Here is a 17,585-nt window from a genome sequence, read left to right as displayed (position 1 = left end):
GGATAACGATCCCTTGGCGTCAACCAACAGCCAAGGCGGCCTGAAGGCCGGGGCACCCCTTCGGGGTTCCCCCGCTTCGCGGCTCCCCCTCCCCCTGTAAAGTGCCCCCCAGAGGGGGCGAATTGATCCCCCCTGCTGCGCGGGGGACGTGCCGTCCCCCCCGTCCTGCGCTCCTCGGCCTTTGGCCTGCGGTGCTCGCGCAGTCGCCCCCCCTTGGGGGCTGCCGCCCCCCACGCCCTCCGGGCGCGGCTCCCCCCGCTGGGTTTCCAGGAAGGCGGCAGTCATACGCTGGAGGCCTGCGGATGGGTTCCGGGATCAAGATTGAACGCCAGGGAAAGAAAACTTCGTTTCACGCTCAGGCCGCGCAGGATGGCCTACAAGCCGCGAAACGCGGCCGTCAGGTAGTTCGGGTGCGGGAACACTCAAAAACGCCTCTACGACCCTTCTAGGCGCTTTGCAGGGCATCCACGGATCAGCCCTGGCGTGCCGGCCTGCCGCCGCCCCGAAAATCCCGGACGGCGCTTGTAAAGTGTTGTATGTTGTAGTATAATACAATCTATTACAACGCTACAGGAGAAAGCAGAATGGCCGTCACCCGAGAACAAATCTTCGCCGTCGCCGACGAGCTGGACACCGCCGGCCAGAAGCCAACCCTAGCCGCTGTGCGCAAGGCCTTGGGCGGGGGTTCCTTCACGACCATCAGCGAGGCCATGAACGAATGGCGGGCGCGGAAGGCAAGCCAGGCCGCGCCGATCCGCGAGCCGGCCCCGCCGGCCGTGGCCGACCGTCTGGCGGAGGCGGGGACTGAAATCTGGAGTCTTGCGCTGGAGCTGGCGAATGCGCGGCTTGCGTCCGAGCGCGAGGCCCTGGAACAAGCACGCCAGGAGGCGGAGCAGGCACGGCGCGAGGCGGCCGAGCTGGCCGACCAACTCACCGGCGAGCTGGACGAGGCCCGCGCCCGTATCGAGGCCCTGGAGCGGGAGCGGCGCGAGGCAGAGCAGGCCGCCGCAGGCCTGCGCGGGCAGCTCGCCGAGGCGCAGGAGCAGGCGCACACCGCCGAGGCCAGAGCCGCCGAGCTGCGCACCGAGCTGGACAGGGCGCACCAGGAATCCGCCCAAGCCCGGCAGGCGCTCGCTGAGGCGCGGGAAGAAGCCGCCACGCTGCGCGGCCGTCTGGAGGCCTCCAGCGAGCAGATGGCCGCCCTCATCGCCCGCCTGGCTCCGTCCGATGGGCAGGGCAGGGGGCGCAAGTGATCCGCGCCATGCTGGCCGGGTGCCTGTTCGCGCTGGCGGCCGCTGCCCAGAGCGGAGAGCTGCGCGGCCGTGTGGTGGCGGTCATGGATGGCGACACCCTGGCCGTTCTTGACGCCGGGCGGCGGGAGCACCGCATACGACTGGCCGAGATCGACGCCCCGGAAAAAGGGCAGCCCTTCGGCCAACGCTCGAAGCAGTCCCTTTCCGGCCTTTGCTTCGGCCGCGAGGCCGTCATCGAGGACAGGGGACACGACCGCTACGGCCGCGCCATCGGCCGCGTGAGCTGCGACGGGATCGACACCAGCGCCGAACAGGTCAGGCGCGGTATGGCCTGGGTGTTCGACCGCTACGCGGCCGACCGCACGCTGTATGCGATCCAGGATGAAGCGCGGGCGGCCCGGCGCGGCCTGTGGAGCGATGCCGCCCCGGTGCCGCCGTGGGAATGGCGGGCGCAACACCGCCGCGAAGCGCCCCCCAAGAGTCAATAAACCCGGCCCGCCCAGCCTTGCAGGAACAGGAAAGCCCGCGCAGGACGGGCCTTCCTTCGCCACTTTGGAGGCGGAAGGGGCGCAGTTTTGACTTTTGAGGGGCGCATCAGGCGCAAATCATTAAATACAGAAAACATCATTTAATGTTGTTTCGCCGCCGGAATGCCGCCAGGTCGATCACGTCCGCCGTGCGCCGCGTCGCAGTCTGCATCGGTGTGGCCGGGGCAGGGCGGCCGGGTTCCGCCAGGCGCTGCCGCCGGCGGAACAGTTCGAGCAGGAACGACCCCAGGAAGATGCCGGGGATGAACGGCAGCACGATCAGGACGCCCAGGGCCGAGGCCAGCGCCCGGAAGGGCTTGGCGAGCCACCGCAGCGGCCCGCGCAGCAGATCGGCCAGCAGGCCATCGAGCAGCCAGAGCGCCACGGCCAGGACGAAGCCGCCGGCGGCGACCGTCATCACCGCGCCGCCGCCGAACCAGGTGGCCAGGCCGAGCAGCAGCAGATAACCGATGACGACGAAAACCCACATGGCCGCGCCCGTCAGCTATGGTAGGGGTTGGCGTCGAACCGCCCGGCATACTCGGGATCGGCCAGGTAGTTCAGCCGGTCGAGCAGGTAGGGATATTCGCCCTTCACCAGCACGATGGGCTTTTCCGGCCCCAGGCGCATGACCTCATCCGGCGTCAGCAGCTCGCGGCCGGCGAACTGCTGGCTTGAGCCGCTGGACTTGCCCCGGTTCAGGGAACCGCCGCCGCCGGAAACGCCGGTGCCGCTGTTGCGGCCGGTGTTCTCCGTCTCAAACTCAATCGTGGCTTTGCCCAGGCTGTCGCTGATGTACTTGGCCGTGTCGTAGTCGTCGGTGCCAAAGAACGACTTGGCGCTGTTCGCCAGGAAGGTTTGCCACTTCGGATAGACGCCCTTCAACTGGCTCAAGTCCTGGATGAACACCCAGAAGGCTAGGCCGTAGCCGCGCATCAGGCTAACCGCGTCCTCGATCTGCTTCATGTAGCCGAGCTGGCCGAACTCATCGAGCAGGAAGGCGACCCGGTGCATGGGTTGCGTGGTGCTCGACGTGATGGCCGCGATCACGGAGCCGATGAAGGCCCGGACAAAGCGGGCATTGGGGCCGATCTTGTTGGCGGGCAGCACCATGTAGACCGTCATCAGTTCGGCCTTCATGTTCGCCAGGTTGAAATCGGAGCGCGATACGGCCGCCGCGATCCGTGGATCATCCATAAAGGCCGTGCTCTTCTGCGCCGTCGAAATCACCGAGCCGCGTTCACGGTCGGGCATCCCCATGATGGTGTTTGCCGCCCGCGCCGGAAGGCCGAAAGCGGCCTTTTCGTCGGCGGCCATTTCGGCCAGGGTCTCAAAAAGCACTTCCTCGCCGGCGGTCAGGATGCGCCGCACTTCCGGCAGATTGCGCCGGCCTTCATCCAGTCCGGCAACGTGCAGCATCAGCCCTTGCAGCAGCGTCCGGGCCGACTCGTCAAAGTGCGCCTGCCCCTTCGGGTCTGGAATGACCAGGCAGTCAGCCAGCACGGCCGATTCACCGACGCATTCCGGGTCACTCGTATCGAGGCGATCCAGCAGATTGAAGGCGTGCGCCTCGCCCTTGGTCACTCCGAACGGATCGACCACGAAAACCTTATGCCCCAGCTCGCGGCGGGCGCGGGCCGTCACGGCCGCGTTTTCGCCCTTCACGTCGAGCACCAGGGCCGAGCCGGGATAGTCCAGGAGGTTAGGGATTACCGCGCCAATGCCCTTGCCGGAGCCGGTCGGGGCGACAGTCACGACGTGGCCGGTAAAGCGGAAACGCTGATCGAGGCCGGCGGGCGCACCGGCTACCCTGCCCAGGGCGAAACCGGCGGGCTTGCCGGGCGCGACCAGGTGCCCGGCCTGGCGGATTTCCGCGACCGTGCCCCACCTGGCCGACCCATGCGTGACCGGCTGCGCGCCGGGAGCGGAAGCGGCCTGAACGGCGGCCGCGCCGATGCTGGCAGCGCCGCCCGGTTCACCCCGCAAACCGGCCCGCAGATTGTCCAGCCAGGCCCCCAGGACGCGCAGACGACGGCCCAGGGTAGAGCCGTCGCCGAGCCTGGACGCCAGCGCGCCGCAAATGCGGCCGCCTTGCGCATACATGGCATAGGTGCCGACCAGGGTTGCCGCGATCATGGCCCAGGAAGGCAGGAACGGAACCAGCACGAACGCCAGCACCATAGCCGACCCCGGCAGCAGGTAAGCGAGCGAGGCCGCGCCCGCCAGCGTGATCGGGTTTTGCTTGCGCTTTACGGCCACCACGACCGCGCCAAGCATCAGCACGAACAGGACGAAGAAGAAGATGCCCCAAACTTCGGTGATGCGCCGGGCAAAGCCGCCGAAATAGCCGCTTGCCGTGTTGCCTGAAAGCTGCTCCCGGCGGGTCTCGGCCCTCTGCTCGACCTGGCCGCGATACTCCGCTAGAACCTTGTCGCCTTCCGCAGCCGCCAGCCCCTTCACGAACTCAACGCCCCGCGTCACGGACTGCTGCACCACATTGACGCCGGCGGTAGCGGCCGCCGCCGGGCGCTGGCCGTCCAGGCCGCCGGAAATCCGGGCGCTGAACTCGTCCAGGTTCGCCGCCGTTCCCAGGCCCGCGTTCTGCAAGAAAAGGCCGAGATCGGAGCGGTACAGGCTAAGGATGTTCGCCGCGCCAACGGCGTTCCGGCTTGCCAGCGCGGCCGCTTCCATTTCCTTCAAGATGGGCAGCAATTCGGCCCACTTGGCGCGGTAGGCGTTCCAGTCTCCGGCATTCGTCGCCATTGCCAAATCCTGCTGCCCAATGTCGAGCTTTTGCAGGTTCGCTTCCCACGTCCGGTAGGTCGATTCCTGCGCGTCACAAATGCGCTTCACCCAGGCGTCAGCATCCGCCGCGCCGTAGAGCTTTCCGGCTTCGGCCGCCGGGTTGCATTCGGGGAAAACGCGGGCGTGCGCCGTTGTCGCCAGAGACAGGCAGAACACGCCGAAAAACACCGCCGCCACGGCGGCCCACAATCGCGCTGCTAGAGCTTCAAAATCCATCATGCTTCACCTCTCTGTCAGGTAGAAATTGACGGCTAGGAACGGTTGCCGCCGTCCTCTCCATCATCGGAAAAAGCCTCATCGCCGGCCGCCTCAAAGCGCGCTTTGGTGGCGTCAGCGTTCGGCCCTTTGAGCGCGCCGGCCGCGAGGGTCAAAGCGCCCAAGATCACGGATGCCGGATAGTCCGCCATGCCGGACTTGATGACCAAGCCGCCAAGCCGAATCTTGCGGCGTGCATCTTCTCTCCTGGCGTTCATCCGAAGGCGTCCCAAATCGCGGTCAGTTCGTGCCAGGCGCTGCCGGAGCCGGAGCAGCTTGCTGGGTTTCGCCTTTGCGAAATTTCGAGGCGATAGCCTCAAACTCCTTCCGCATGGCGGCGTCGTCAATGTCGAGATCGCCGAGACCGGCGGCAATGGCAATCTTGCCGATGCGTTCGGCGGCCTTGCTTTCGAGTTCAGCCAGCTCGGCCTTGATGCGGTTCAGCTCGGCCAGCTTGTCGGCCTTGCGTTCGGATAGGGTCTTTCGTGCCATCGTTACAGCTCCTTTCGTGATTGCGGGTTATGCCCGCGTGATGTTAGCACCTTGCGACGCTGGTAGGGAAGGCACGGCGCTGGTATAGTCATGCAGCAAAGCGAAATGCGCACTTACGGGTTGCTGCGCAACCCTCATGCGGCCGGGGATACCCCGGCACCCCTTTTTAGCGGCTAAAACGCCAAGGAAAAAAATGGCGATCTACCACTTGAACACGCACACGATAGGACGGGCGGCCGGGCATAGCGCCGTGGCCGCTGCCGCCTATCGTTCCGCGTCGTCTCTGGTAGATGAGCGCACCGGCGAAGTGTTCGATTTCACCCGCAAAGGCGGCGTGTTGTCGTCCGAGATAGTCACGCCCGCAGGCGTGCCGGTTCCCGAGCGTGCCGCCTTGTGGAATGCCGCCGAGACCGCCGAGAAGCGAAAAGATGCGCGAGTGGCCCGAGAGTGGCGGGCGGCCCTGCCGCATGAGCTGAACGAAGCCGACCGTAAAGAGCTGGCAACGCGCATGGGGCAGGCTATCGCAGACCGCTACGGCGTGGCCGTGGATGTGTGCATTCACGCACCAGACAAGGAGGGCGACGACCGGAATTTTCACGTTCATATGCTGGCGACCACGCGCACCATTCAGGCCGATGGAACGCTAGGCGCGAAGGCCGTCATTGAGCTGGCGAACAAAGACAGGCAGAAAGCGGGCATTCCTGGCACAAGCCAGGGCGACATCATCGAGATTCGCCAGCAGTGGGCCGAGCTAACAAACGAGGCGCTAGAGCGGGCCGGAATCAGCGCCCGCGTAGATCATCGCAGCTATGCAGATCAGGGCGTAGAACTCACACCAACCAAGCACATCGGCAGCGATGCCGTGGCGATGGACAGGCGCGGCCTGGAGGCCGACCGCATCGACATTCACAACGCCGACCGGCAGGAGCAGGCGCGGCAGATTGTCGAGCGGCCGGAGATCATCCTAGACAAGCTCACGGCCACGCAAGCGGTATTCACGCGCCGCGATATTGCCGCAGAGCTGAACCGCTACATTGACGATGCCGACCAGTTCCAGGGCTTGCTTGCCAGGCTGGAAAATTCGCCGCTTCTGGTCGAGATGGAACCGGCCAACGGGCGCGATCCGGCGAAGTTCTCCACCCGCGAAATGATCGACACCGAGCGCGGCATGGTGGACAGTGCCGAGCGCCTGGCGAGAACCGGCAGGCATGGCGTTTCCGGCCCGATCACGAACGCCGCGATTGATGGCGCGGGCACCCTATCGGCCGAGCAGCAAAACGCCGTCCGGCACGTTCTCAAGCCGGGCAGCCTGGCCGTGGTCATCGGCGACGCCGGCACGGGCAAATCGTTCTCGATGAAGGTTGCACGCGAGGCATGGCAAGCGCAGGGCTTCAACGTGCGCGGCGCGGCCCTGGCAGGAAAGGCGGCCGACGAATTGCAGGCGGGCAGCGGCATCGAAAGCCGCACGCTCGCCAGCCTTGAATTTGCGTGGAAAAACGGAAAGGACAAGCTCACTTCGCGCGATGTTCTCGTGATCGACGAGGCGGGCATGATCGGCAGCCGCCAGCTTGGCCGCGTGCTGAAAGCCGCCGAGCAGGCCGGGGCAAAAGTCGTCCTGCTGGGCGATGACAAGCAGCTTGCCGCCATCGAGGCCGGCGCGGCGTTTCGTGCCGTCGTGCAGCACGTCGGAGCGGCGGAAATTACCGAGGTGCGCCGGCAGAAACACGCCTGGATGCGCGAGGCCGGCCAGCAGCTTGCGCGCGGTTCCGTGGCCGATGGCCTGGCGGCCTACGCCGAGCGCGGCCACGTCCAAATCCACGGCAGCCGGGAGGCGGCGCGCGACGCCCTGGCGGCGTCCTACGTGGCCGACCAGGGCAAGGGAAGCCAGATCATCCTTGCCCATTCCAATGCGGACGTTCAGGCGCTTAACCAGGCCGTGCGCGATGCCAGGAAGGAGCGCGGAGAGCTGGCCGGTTCCGCCCGGTTCATGACCGAGCGCGGCGGCCGCGAGTTCGCTGCCGGCGACCGCATCGTGTTCCTGAAAAACGACCGCGATCTAGGCGTGAAGAACGGCACCCTTGGCACCGTCGAGCGGGCCGAGGATGGCAGCCTGGCCGTGCGCCTGGACAGCGGCGAAGCGCGCCAGGTGCAGGCGTCCCAATATGCGGCCGTCGATCACGGCTATGCAGTCACGATTCACAAGGCCCAGGGCGTAACGGTTGATCGCGCCTACCTGCTGGCGACCCCCGGCATGGATAGGAGTCTGGCCTATGTCGGCATGACCCGGCACCGCGAGGCCGCGACCCTGTTTGCCGGGGCCGACGACTTCACCGACCGGCGGGCCGGGCGGCTGGTCGATCACGGCGCAGCGCCCTACGAGAACAAGCCGGAGAACCGCCCGAGCTACTTTGCCACTTTGGAGAACGACAAGGGCGAGCGGCACACCATTTGGGGCGTCGATCTTGAGCGCGCCATTGCCGCCAGCGGCGCGCAGCGCGGCGACCGCATCGGCCTGGAGCATGGCGGTTCGGAAACCGTGCGCCTGCCGGACGGCACCACGGCCGAGCGCAACACCTGGCACGTTCGCGGCGCGGCCGAGCTGGCCGCCGGCAAGCTGGCCCAGGTGCTGGGCCGCGAGCGGCCGAAGGAAAGCACGCTGGACTTTGCCGACCGGCGCGGCTTCGACGGCGAAAACGTCATGCGCCGCTGGCTCGAACGCGGCCGGGCCAAGGTGGCCGAGCTGGCCGGGAAGATGCAGCGCGCCATGCGCCGCAGCTTGGAGCGCCACGGCCGCCCCGACCTCATGCCCGCGACCGACATTGCCGGCCGTCCGGCCGTGCAGCGGCCGCAGCAGATCGAGCAGCCGGCAGCGCCGCAGCGGCCGCAGGCCGAGCGCACGGCCCCCGACCCCCTGGCCGGGTTCCGCGCCGGCGTCGAGCGCGCCGAGGCGGCCGGCGGCGGCCTGGCGCTGGACGTGGCGAAGGCACAGCTTGCCGTCGCCCAGGAGTTCCAGGCGGCCGGGAAAGACCCCCGGCACTACTCGGCTGCGATCATGCAGGAAGGCCAGCAGCGGGCCTTTGCGGGCCTGGCGCAGCCGTCCCAGGCCAAGGCCGAGCCGGAGCGCCCGGCGGCCGTCCAGGTCAGCGAGCAAGACCGCAAGCGGGCCGAGATGTACGCGAAGCGAGAGGCCGACCAGTTCAAGGCGCTGGCCGTGAAGCGGCAGGCGGGCTTTGCAGGCTACACCGACCGCAACCCGAGCGCCTGGCGCGAGCTGCCGCCCGAGCTGCGCGAGCGCATCGAGCGGTTCAACGCCATGCCGAAGGAGCGTCAGGCCGTCGAGCTGGACAAGATGCAGCGCGAGCTTGCCGATAGGTATGCACGCGACCCGAAGGAGATCGAGCGCAGCCGCCAGCGGCAGCGCGAGCAGGAACGCGGCAACGGCGGTTTGAGCCGATGACGCGCAATTTTCAACCAACCAGGAGCACGCACCATGAGCACAGAACCGACGAACGACGAGCTGGCCCAGGGCTACGCCAAGCAGATCGAGCAGGCGCAGCAGCGGCGCGAGGCGAAAGACCTTGAGCGGCTGGAACGCCACGGCCAGGCGGCCGCGCAGCAGTCCCAGGCCATCGAGGCCGAGCAGAAGCAAGGCCAGCAGGGCCAGGGCTTCGAGCTGGACGCCGGCCAGAAAGTCGAGCTGAACGAGATCAACGGCCAGCAGGCAAAGACGCTGGCAAAGGAATTAAACCGGGACAACGAGAACGGCGACCAGGTGAAGCAGGCCCGCGCCCGCGAGATCGCCGAACGGTTCAAGGAGAAGGCGGCGCGCGACCGGGAGCAGTCCCGCAGCTTTAGCCGCTGAAAGGCGGCGCCAGGGCGGCGGCAACCGGCCCAGGCGCCTAACCACAACCCCATCCGACAGAGGGATGAAATCATGGCTGACACCAATGTTACCGGCGGCGCCCGCCGCGAGCTAACGAAATACCGCGTGACCTTCGCGGCCGCCGTCATCGGCCTGGCCGGGGCCGGCTGGATGTTCCAGGCGGCCTATGAGCAGCACATCAAGGTTTTGCAGATCGGCGACGACACCGGCCAGCGCCTGCAAATGCGCGGCCTCAACCACGACCAGGAGGGCGCGGAGCATGGGCAGCGTTGAATCCTGGCGGCGCGCTGCCCTGGCGGCCTACGTCCTGGCCGGTGCCGGCCTGGCCTCGGGCGGCTATGCCCTTGCCACCACGCAGGCGAACGTGAACGCCATCGCGGCCGCGCAGAAGCGTCTTGATGACGACGAGTGGAGCAAGCATCAGGCGCACGCCAAGACCGACAGCGCCCGCAGCGCCGCCGGCGAAGGCGTGGCGCTGGACGCCCGCCCCTACCCTGCCGCCGTCGATTGGTCGGCCGTGGCCGGCCAGGTGATGCCGTCCGTTGTCATGGTGGCCGTCATCGAGCGCGCCAAGGGCGACGGCAGCCGTAACCGGGCATGGCTTGTCCCTGGCGTTCAAACCAACCTGGCAACCGAGCTGCTGACCCGTTACCGGGCCTGGCAACACGAATGGGCGAAGGCCGACCAGGAACGCGAATGGGTGACGCTGGGCGCGGGCTTCCTTGTCGGCGACGGCCGCACGGCGCTGACGGCCGCGCACGTCCTGGCCGGCATCGAGGGCGTGCGGGTGAAGCTGGCAAGCGGGGAATGGCGCAGCGCCCGCGTGGCGCGCATCGACCATGTGCGCGACGTGGCCGCGCTGCTGATCGACGGCGAGCCGGGCCAGCCGGTGCGCGTGGCCCCCGCCCTGCCACGCCAAGGCCAGGCCATCGCCGCGATCGGCTCCCCGAAGGGCTTGGACTTCTCCATGAGCGCGGGCATCGTCAGCCGTCACGGCCAGGTCGGCGGCCTGATTGGCGCGGCGGGCATGTTGCAGATCGACGCGCCCATAGCGGGCGGCAACTCCGGCGGCGTTGTCGTCAATGGCCGGGGCGAGGCCGTGGGCCTTGTGAGCCACAGCGCCGGGCCATTCACCCAGGCCGTGCCCATCGGCCGCGCCTTGGCCGTGGCGGGCTTGTAGAGGCAACCAGGAACAGCAAGGGCGGCCAGGTCGCCGCCCTTTTCGCGTCCGGGCCTGCATCGTCGGAACTGGCGATGCAGGCCCGCTCTCCCCTACTCTTCCAGACCGTGCATGGCCCGGGCCCGCGCCGCGACTTCGCGGGCGTGCTCGATATAGGCCGGGTCGGCCGTAGCTTCGGCGTCGGCCAGGAACGCGGCCAAGGCCTCGGCACTGGTCAGGCACTCGGCCGGGTCATAGGGCGTCAGCCCTTCACGGCCGACCGCCGGCGCATCCACCCATTCGCGTTGCCCCGGCGGCAATGGATACTGGCCGGATGCTTCGGCTTCGGCCAGCAGCTCATCGAGCGTGCGGCGCACCTGGTCAGGCGTGATGGCGCGGGCCGGGTCGGCCTTCAATGCGTCATAGGCCGGGCCGGCCTTCTCATGCAGCCAGCTTTCCAGGTTTTTCGGGTCGGTCATCGGCGAGCCTCATCGAGCCAGGCCAGCGTTTCGGCGTCACGGGCGGCCACGCGGGCCACCAGCTCGCGCACCAGGACGGCTAGGCTCATGCCGTGCGCGGCCGCAACGGCGGCGGCTTCGGATTTCACGGCCGCAGGAACGGTGGCGCTGATGGTGGCGGTTTCGTTGCTCATGTCCTTCCCTTCTCTCGAATGCGAGCCGCCAGCGCGGCTAGGCGTTGCGGGTCTCGCGTTTCGCATTCCCAGACTACCAGGGCCGTCCAGCCGGCGGCGGCCAGCTCGGCCAGGTGGCGGGCGTCACGCGCCACGTTCCCATCCAGCTTCCGGTTCCAGTAGTCCGGGCGAGATTTCGGCCGGGCGGCTGCCTCGCAGCCGGGATGCTGATGCCAGAAACACCCATGCACGAACAGCGCAACGCGCCGGCTTGGAAACACCAGGTCAGGAACGCCGGGAAGGCGTCGATCATGGAGCCGGTAGCGCAGGCCTGCGGCGTGGAGGAAGCGCCGCACGATCATTTCCGGCCCCGTGTCGCGGGAACGCACAGCCCGCATGGTGTGGCTGCGCTGTTCCGGCGTCTCGCTCATTGGCGAAATTCGATTTTCAGGCTCGGGTCGGTTTCGACTTCTTCCACGATCTCGTTATAGCGCGTCACCACGTCGCCGACCGCGACGCGCCGGCCTTCGGCCGCGAACTTGCCCAGCTCGTAGAGGTTCAGGGCTACGAACTGTTCAACCTCGAAAACGTCGATGCGTTCGCCCAGGCCGGCATTCTCGGCCAGCCCTTCGGCAACCGTCAGCCCTCGCGCTGTCGTGACGATGATCGGCCGGTGGCCGTTGTCTATGTTGTCGCGGCAACGGCCAATGACCGCTTCGCCGGGCGCCGTGGTGACGTGGATAGCCACATCGCCAATGAAGAAATCGCCGTTGCGGCCTGATTGCGCGTCGGACGTTGAAAAGCTGTTGTGCTCGAAGTTGCCGGCGCCCAGGGCGCAATCGAGCTTGGCCCCGACCAGGTGTTGCAGCACCGCGCCGGCATACTGCATCCCCGGCGTGTTGCGCTGCCGTTCTTCGGCTTGGGCGATCACGTCGCGCACCAGCGTTCGCAGGCTGCGCGAGGCATCAAGGCGAATCTTGAACGGCTTGGCCGAAAAGAACTCATGCACGCGCTCAATCCAGAACGCTTCCACGGCATCGAGATCGACCGCGCCGCTGGCGGCCTGGCCGTTGAGGAACGCCACATACTCGCGCATGTTGCTGATGCTGCCGCGACTGGTGCGCCCGCCTTCAGCGGCTAAAACGCGGGTGATGCCGTGACGGTTCAGCACCGCTTGCACCGCGCCTTTGCCCAGGCCGAGAACCTGGCCGCCGGCGTCGGTCAGCAGCTTGTCGGGATCGAGCGGCAAGCCCATCTTGCGCGCGTGCTGGGTGACGACCAGCGCCACGCACAGCGGGCCTTTGCGGTTGAATTTTCGGTCTTTGTTGAAGTCCCGCAGGGCCGTTAACAAATCCGTCATTACGCTGCCTTCTTCTCGACCGCCAGGGCCGCCGCTAACAGCGGTTCTAGGATGTGTTCGGCCAGGAAGCGCACGACCGGCACGGCCACGCCGTCGCCGGCCAGGTGATAAGCGTCGTTGTAGTTCTTGGGCAGTATGTAGGTGTCCGGCAGCCCCATGAGGCGGGCCGCTTCGCGCGGCGACAGCAGGCGCGAACGAACGCGCTTGCCCTCGATCACCATGATGGTTTGACGGCTCGAACCTCCAACGGGCGTGCGCAGGCAGCCGGCCACGTCATCGAAGCGGATTTCGGCGCGCTGCGCCTTCTCGCCGTTCGGGCCATCGGCGCGGGTGCGCTTGTAGATCGTGCCCACCACTCGGCCGCCGGCCTTCTTGGCCGCCGCGACTTTCGCTAGGTTGTGCGGGTTCATCATGCCCAGCAGCTTCTTGGTTTCGGCGGCCGTGTGCCAGGCGACGCCGTGCGGCTCATCTTCCACCAGGTCGGCAAAGATCGACGTGCGCGCCGGCGGCGCCGGCAGGCGCCACCACACCCAGGAGCTTTGCGAACGCTTCGAGAGCTTGCCGTATGCCTCGACCAGCGCGGACGGATGCCATTCCCCTTCCGGGCCATCGGCGACCAAGGCGCGAGGAATCGGCGAGGACTTGCGCACGCCGATGATGAACAGACGGGGCCGCGACTGCGGGACGAAATGCACCGCATTGATGATGACCGCGCCGAAGCGATAGCCGCCGCCGGCGAGCGCTGCGCAAATGGCGGCGAAGTCCTTGCCGTCGTGCGAGCTGAGGGCGCCAAAGACGTTTTCGAGCACGACCAGGCGCGGTGCCCGGTCTTCCTCGCCCAGCGCCTTGACGAGCTTCCAGAACGGCCAGAACGTGCCGGAGCGTTCGCCCTTGAGTCCGGCGCCGGCGCCGGCCAGGGAAAGGTCTTGGCAAGGGAACGAGGCCCAAGCCAGGTCAGCCGCGCCCGGCAGATCGGCCGTGGTCAGCGCGGCCACGTCGCCGACGCGCAGATGATCGGCGCCCCAGTTCGCGGCGTAGCTGGCCGCCTTCTTCGGGTCGAAGTCATTGGCGAGGAGGCATTGCCAGTCGGGGCCAAGGCCGGCGCGGGCCATGCCTCCACCAGCGAAAAATTCATAAAAACTAGCCATTGGCTCCCCCTGCGCCTTGATGGCGCGATGACGAAGCGAGACGCGCTAGGCGTTCCGTCACGGCTTCGGTAATCCAAGTGTTGCGCGATACGTTGCCTGCCCTGCGCGAGCATTCGGCATCAATAGCTTTCAGTACCTCGGGAGGGAGGCGCAGATTGATGCGCTCCAGCGCACTAGAACGCGAATCTTCACGGGCGGCTTTCATAGGCGCCATTGTGGCGCCATCGTGACTCAAGGCCAAGGTATTTATTGTAAATGTCGCATAAGTCCTACATTCCGCGACACCGTGCCCTGCCCCGCTTCCCTTGGCGTTTCATGTCGCGTTTATCAGTCGCGTAATGCCGCGTATCATACTGATATTTGCGACACGCCAAGGGGGAACCCATGCAGATCGGTTACGCCCGCGTCAGCACCGACGCCCAGGACTTGACCACCCAGCGCGAGCTGCTGGCCGCCGCCGGCTGCCAGCGCATCTTTGCCGAGAAGATCACCGGCACCCGCGCCGACCGTCCCGAGCTGGCGCGGATGATCGATCACCTCCGCGCCGGCGACGTGGTAACGGTCACGAGCCTAGACCGGCTGGCGCGATCCACCCGCGACCTGCTGGACATCGCCGAGCGGCTGCAAGCCATCGGCGCAGGCCTGCGCAGCCTGTCGGAGCCGTGGGCGGACACGACGACCCCGGCCGGCAAGATGGTTCTGACGGTCTTTGCCGGCATCGCCGAGTTCGAGCGTTCGCTGATCGTTGAGCGCACCCGGCGCGGCCGCGAGGCGGCCCGGCGGCGCGGCGTGCAGTTCGGCCGCAGGCCTGCCCTGACCCCGGCGCAGGTATCCCATGCCCGCGAGCTGCTGGCCGATGGACGGGCCGTGCCGGAAGTCGCCACCCTTCTGAACGTGCACCGGGCGACCCTTTACCGGACGCTGGAGCGCAGCGAGGAAGTGAGCCGCGCCGAGGCGAAGCGGCGCGGCGCGTTCATCGAGGACGCCATGAGCGAGGCCGACGCCATGGAGGCCGTCCAGGATGAGCGCCAGGGGGCAGGGGCATGACGCAGAGCGGCCAGGAAGAACCGTTCTTCATCACCGAGGAAATCGAGGCCGAGATGATCGCGGCCGGGCATGTGTTCGAGCCGCCGCCCATCGCTTGCACGGGCCGCCTGCGCGACGTGCTGGAACGCATGACCGATGAAGAGCTGGCCTTGCAGCCGGGCGAGATCGCCGGCCAGGAGCGCGAGCGCCGGCGGGTGCGGGCGCTGACCCCCGGCGAGCTGGCCGGGCTGCGCGAGGACATGGCCGAGGCCTCGGCCTGGATGCGGGCCGAGCTGACTCGGCGGCGAACCGAAAAAGGCCAGCCCTGAACCGCTTGCATGTTTTACGATTTTCCGTAAAATAACAATCACGCAAACGCGGAAAGGATGAAAACATGATCGTCGGACTTCTGAACCAGAAAGGCGGGGTCGGCAAAACCACCCTCAGCGTGAACCTGGCGGCCAGCCTGTCGCGCTCAGGGGCGCGGGTGCTGCTGATCGATGCCGATCCGCAGGGAAGCGCCCTGGACTGGGCGGCCGCCCGGCAGGGGGAACCGCTGTTTTCCGTGGTCGGACTGCCCAGGCCGACCGTCCACAAGGAAATCGCGCAGATCGGACAGGGCTACGACCACATCATCATCGACGGGCCGCCGCGAGTCACAGACCTTGCCCGGTCGGCCATCATGGCCGCCGACGTGGTGCTGATCCCGGTGCAGCCTTCGCCCTATGACATCTGGGCGGCTGACGAGGTGGTGAAGCTGATCGACGAGGCCCGCGTCTATAAAGAAAACCTGAAAGCCGCGTTTGTTGTTAATCGTAAAATCGCAAATACGGCTATCGGCCGCGACGTGGGCGAGGCGCTGGCGGCCTATCCGGTGCCGGCGCTGGCGGCCGCCATCACGCAGCGCGTGGTGTTCGCCGAAGCGGCCGCGCAAGGGCTGGCCGTTCATGAGATTGACCAGGAAGGGCCGGCAGCGGCCGAGATTGAGGCCGTAGCGGCCGAGCTGATGGAGTTCGCACGATGAGCACGAAGAAGATTTCGATTGGCACCAAGCCGACCGCCAAGCCCGCGCCGGCGGCGGCCGATGCCTGGGTGGAAAGCCGTGTCCCGGCCGAGGGGCCGGAGCCGATGAAGCGCCTCACCATCGACGTGCCGGAAAGCCTGCATCGCACGATCAAGGCGCAGTGCGCCATGCGCGGCACCAAGATCGCCGACGAGGTGCGCGAGCTGCTTTTGCAGAAATACGGTCAAGCGTAAAAGCGTGTTTCTGTGTTTAGCCGCTAAAGGTTTTCCATGCCGCGCAAGCCCAAGACCAAGCCAGCGTCCAGCCCTGCCGATACGCAAGGCCAGCCGTCGCTGTTCGACGGCATCGTGTCCGGCGATCTACGGCACGCAGGCATTCCGGGCGTGGCCGTCGAGGTCTCGCCCGAGGACGCGGAGATGATGGGCGCGTTCGAGGAGGACGCCTTGGGCTTCGAGGACGTAATGGATTGCCAGGATGCGCCGGAGGCCGTGCCGTCATCGCCGGAGGAAGCCCACCGGCAGCGCATCGAGCGGCTGCGCGAGCATCACCGCGTGCTGTCCGAGCTGATCGTGAGCACGAACCGCGACATCGCGCGGATCGTGGGCAAGACCGGCCGCCTGGAATCCCCCGAGGCCTCCGCGCTGCTGGCGCGGCTCAAGAGCCTGCAAGAACAGCGGGCCGCCATCGAGGCCGAGACGCAGGAGGCCGTGAAGGCGCTCAAGGTCCTGGAACGCCGCCTGACCCCCGCGCCGCGCGATGGCGACGGCAAGGGCGGGCTGGTCAAGGTGCGGCACCCGAACCGGGACTTTTTCCTGGCTGACCTGTTCGACTACGCGATGAAGGACGACGGCGCGAGCATGGAAGCGCCGATCTTCACGCTCTCGACCAAGCCCGACCTGTCGATCTGGGAATGGCGCAGCAAGGACGGCAGCAAGTATGTGAAGGTGGCGCCGTCCGTACTCGGCCGCGCCACGCAGCACGACAAGGACATCCTCATCTACGTGGTATCGCAGCTTGTCGAGGGGCTGAACCGGGGCAGGGACGATGCAAAGAACCGTGTAGTGCGGTTCACCGTGTATGACTTCCTGGTGACGACAAACCGGCAGACAAGCGGCGACGGCTACCAGCGCCTGCATGAAGCTTTCGAGCGGCTGGCAGGCACACGGATTACTACCGACATCAAGACGGGCGGAATGCGTGTCAAAGAGGGGTTCGGGATCATCGACCGCTGGAAGATCATCGAGAAGTCACCGACCGACGAGCGGATGGTAGCCGTCGAGGTCACATTGTCTGAATGGCTTTACAACGCCGTGCAGGCCTTCGAGGTGCTGACGATCCACCCGGACTATTTCCGGCTGCGCAAGCCGCTGGCCCGGCGGCTCTACGAGATCGCCCGCAAGCATTGCGGCCATCAGGCGCAATGGACGGTGAGCCTTGAGCTGCTCCAGGAGAAGGTCGGCAGCAAATCCACGCTCAAGGAGTTCCGGCGGGCGCTGCGTGCGATCCAGGACGACGACAGCCTGCCGGAATACCGCTTCGTGCTCCACCAGAACGACCGCGTGACCTTCTACGTCCGCGACCCCCAGCGGCTGGCGCGGGGCATCGCCCGGCGCATCGAGGGCGGGGAAGAACGGCGCTGACACGTCGTTTCACCCACCGCGCGAACTATCGTTGTTTCACCCACCACAGGCACGTCATTTCACCCACCGCCCGGCTTCGGTTCTGTGGATGGACACGTCGTTTCACCCACCTTTTCCTGTGGATGGACACGTCGTTTCACCCACCGCTGACACGTCGTTTCACCCACCGCACGCCAGCGCAAGGCGTTGATGCACAAAGAGAAAAAGCCGGTTTTTCAGCCCGTAACGCGCGCGCGCGGTTTTTAACAATATAAATTCTTTAACGTCCCGCACGCCGCCGCGTCTGTGGATAACGATCCCTTGGCGTCAACCAACAGCCAAGGCGGCCTGAAGGCCGGGGCACCCCTTCGGGGTTCCCCCGCTTCGCGGCTCCCCCTCCCCC

20 protein-coding genes are annotated in these 17,585 nt (G+C 66.9%); 11 read left to right on the top strand and 9 right to left on the bottom strand.

What is annotated here, in order from left to right:
• Positions 1-584 precede the first annotated feature (584 nt).
• On the top strand, positions 585-1,253 hold the full coding sequence (locus EDC22_RS17465) for a DNA-binding protein (RefSeq protein ID WP_132807983.1): 669 nt from the start codon (positions 585-587) through the stop codon (positions 1,251-1,253).
• The gene (locus tag EDC22_RS17460; protein ID WP_207903835.1) at positions 1,250-1,741 is read left to right on the top strand and encodes a thermonuclease family protein; all 492 of its coding nucleotides are present in this window, start codon (positions 1,250-1,252) and stop codon (positions 1,739-1,741) included. The genes EDC22_RS17465 and EDC22_RS17460 overlap by 4 nt, the downstream gene beginning before the upstream one ends.
• 136 nt (positions 1,742-1,877) lie before the next feature.
• Here EDC22_RS17460 and EDC22_RS17455 read toward each other — a convergent pair whose 3' ends face one another.
• Genes EDC22_RS17455 through EDC22_RS17440 form a run of 4 tightly spaced genes read right to left on the bottom strand, consistent with a single transcriptional unit; the run spans position 1,878 to position 5,332 of the window.
• Positions 1,878-2,270: a hypothetical protein gene (locus EDC22_RS17455; protein WP_132807981.1), complete on the bottom strand. Its 393-nt coding sequence runs from the start codon at positions 2,268-2,270 to the stop codon at positions 1,878-1,880.
• Positions 2,271-2,281: 11 nt separating this feature from the next.
• Entirely contained in the window at positions 2,282-4,804 is a 2,523-nt protein-coding gene (locus EDC22_RS17450; protein WP_207903833.1) for a type IV secretory system conjugative DNA transfer family protein, read from the bottom strand.
• 32 nt (positions 4,805-4,836) lie between these two features.
• Positions 4,837-5,058, bottom strand: coding sequence for a conjugal transfer protein TraD (locus EDC22_RS17445; RefSeq protein ID WP_132807980.1), 222 nt, complete (start codon positions 5,056-5,058; stop codon positions 4,837-4,839).
• 22 nt (positions 5,059-5,080) lie between these two features.
• Positions 5,081-5,332 carry a TraC family protein gene (locus EDC22_RS17440; protein WP_003159123.1) on the bottom strand — a complete coding sequence of 84 codons (252 nt, stop codon included), beginning with the start codon at positions 5,330-5,332 and terminating at the stop codon, positions 5,081-5,083.
• Positions 5,333-5,525: 193 nt separating this feature from the next.
• Here EDC22_RS17440 and traA point away from each other — a divergent pair, with 193 nt between their 5' ends.
• From traA to EDC22_RS17420, 4 genes are all read left to right on the top strand, one after another.
• Positions 5,526-8,789, top strand: coding sequence for a Ti-type conjugative transfer relaxase TraA (gene traA / locus EDC22_RS17435; RefSeq protein ID WP_132807978.1), 3,264 nt, complete (start codon positions 5,526-5,528; stop codon positions 8,787-8,789).
• Positions 8,790-8,822: 33 nt separating this feature from the next.
• Positions 8,823-9,194, top strand: a complete 372-nt coding sequence (locus EDC22_RS17430) for a hypothetical protein (protein WP_129994637.1) — start codon at positions 8,823-8,825, stop codon at positions 9,192-9,194.
• Between the two features lie 72 nt (positions 9,195-9,266).
• Complete coding sequence (locus EDC22_RS17425; RefSeq protein ID WP_132807976.1) at positions 9,267-9,488, top strand: hypothetical protein; 222 nt, start codon at positions 9,267-9,269, stop codon at positions 9,486-9,488.
• Positions 9,475-10,395 carry a S1C family serine protease gene (locus EDC22_RS17420; RefSeq protein WP_132807974.1) on the top strand — a complete coding sequence of 307 codons (921 nt, stop codon included), beginning with the start codon at positions 9,475-9,477 and terminating at the stop codon, positions 10,393-10,395. Before EDC22_RS17425 ends, EDC22_RS17420 begins: the two co-directional genes overlap by 14 nt.
• Positions 10,396-10,487: 92 nt before the next feature.
• On the opposite strand, the gene EDC22_RS17415 is transcribed toward EDC22_RS17420, so the two are convergent.
• From EDC22_RS17415 to EDC22_RS17400, 5 genes are read right to left on the bottom strand one after another with little or no spacing between them, the layout of a single operon-like run.
• A complete protein-coding gene (locus EDC22_RS17415; protein WP_132807972.1) occupies positions 10,488-10,853 on the bottom strand; it encodes a helix-turn-helix domain-containing protein in 366 nt (121 codons plus the stop codon).
• Entirely contained in the window at positions 10,850-11,026 is a 177-nt protein-coding gene (locus EDC22_RS17985) for a hypothetical protein (protein WP_165926966.1), read from the bottom strand. Before EDC22_RS17985 ends, EDC22_RS17415 begins: the two co-directional genes overlap by 4 nt.
• Positions 11,023-11,436: a very short patch repair endonuclease gene (locus EDC22_RS17410; RefSeq protein WP_077189551.1), complete on the bottom strand. Its 414-nt coding sequence runs from the start codon at positions 11,434-11,436 to the stop codon at positions 11,023-11,025. Before EDC22_RS17410 ends, EDC22_RS17985 begins: the two co-directional genes overlap by 4 nt.
• A complete protein-coding gene (locus tag EDC22_RS17405; RefSeq protein WP_077189552.1) occupies positions 11,433-12,365 on the bottom strand; it encodes a DUF4928 family protein in 933 nt (310 codons plus the stop codon). Before EDC22_RS17405 ends, EDC22_RS17410 begins: the two co-directional genes overlap by 4 nt.
• Entirely contained in the window at positions 12,365-13,513 is a 1,149-nt protein-coding gene (locus EDC22_RS17400; protein ID WP_132807970.1) for a DNA cytosine methyltransferase, read from the bottom strand. Before EDC22_RS17400 ends, EDC22_RS17405 begins: the two co-directional genes overlap by 1 nt.
• A gap of 384 nt (positions 13,514-13,897) precedes the next feature.
• Between EDC22_RS17400 and EDC22_RS17390 the strand changes: the two genes are divergently transcribed.
• The 5 genes from EDC22_RS17390 to EDC22_RS17370 all read left to right on the top strand — a co-directional run bounded on the left by EDC22_RS17390 (position 13,898) and on the right by EDC22_RS17370 (position 17,203).
• Entirely contained in the window at positions 13,898-14,560 is a 663-nt protein-coding gene (locus tag EDC22_RS17390; protein ID WP_132807968.1) for a recombinase family protein, read from the top strand.
• Positions 14,557-14,868 (top strand): hypothetical protein, encoded by a 312-nt coding sequence (locus tag EDC22_RS18320; protein ID WP_425385543.1) that lies wholly within the window; start codon positions 14,557-14,559, stop codon positions 14,866-14,868. The genes EDC22_RS17390 and EDC22_RS18320 overlap by 4 nt, the downstream gene beginning before the upstream one ends.
• 65 nt (positions 14,869-14,933) lie before the next feature.
• Positions 14,934-15,563 (top strand): ParA family partition ATPase, encoded by a 630-nt coding sequence (gene parA, locus EDC22_RS17380; RefSeq protein ID WP_132807966.1) that lies wholly within the window; start codon positions 14,934-14,936, stop codon positions 15,561-15,563.
• Positions 15,560-15,796, top strand: a complete 237-nt coding sequence (locus tag EDC22_RS17375) for a plasmid partition protein ParG (RefSeq protein ID WP_132807964.1) — start codon at positions 15,560-15,562, stop codon at positions 15,794-15,796. The genes parA and EDC22_RS17375 overlap by 4 nt, the downstream gene beginning before the upstream one ends.
• Before the next feature lie 36 nt (positions 15,797-15,832).
• On the top strand, positions 15,833-17,203 hold the full coding sequence (locus EDC22_RS17370; protein ID WP_207903831.1) for a replication initiator protein A: 1,371 nt from the start codon (positions 15,833-15,835) through the stop codon (positions 17,201-17,203).
• Positions 17,204-17,585 lie beyond the last annotated feature (382 nt).

The organism is Tepidamorphus gemmatus (assembly GCF_004346195.1).
In the GTDB taxonomy this organism is placed as follows: domain Bacteria; phylum Pseudomonadota; class Alphaproteobacteria; order Rhizobiales; family Tepidamorphaceae; genus Tepidamorphus; species Tepidamorphus gemmatus.
This window is presented reverse-complemented; position numbering and strand designations above follow the sequence as displayed.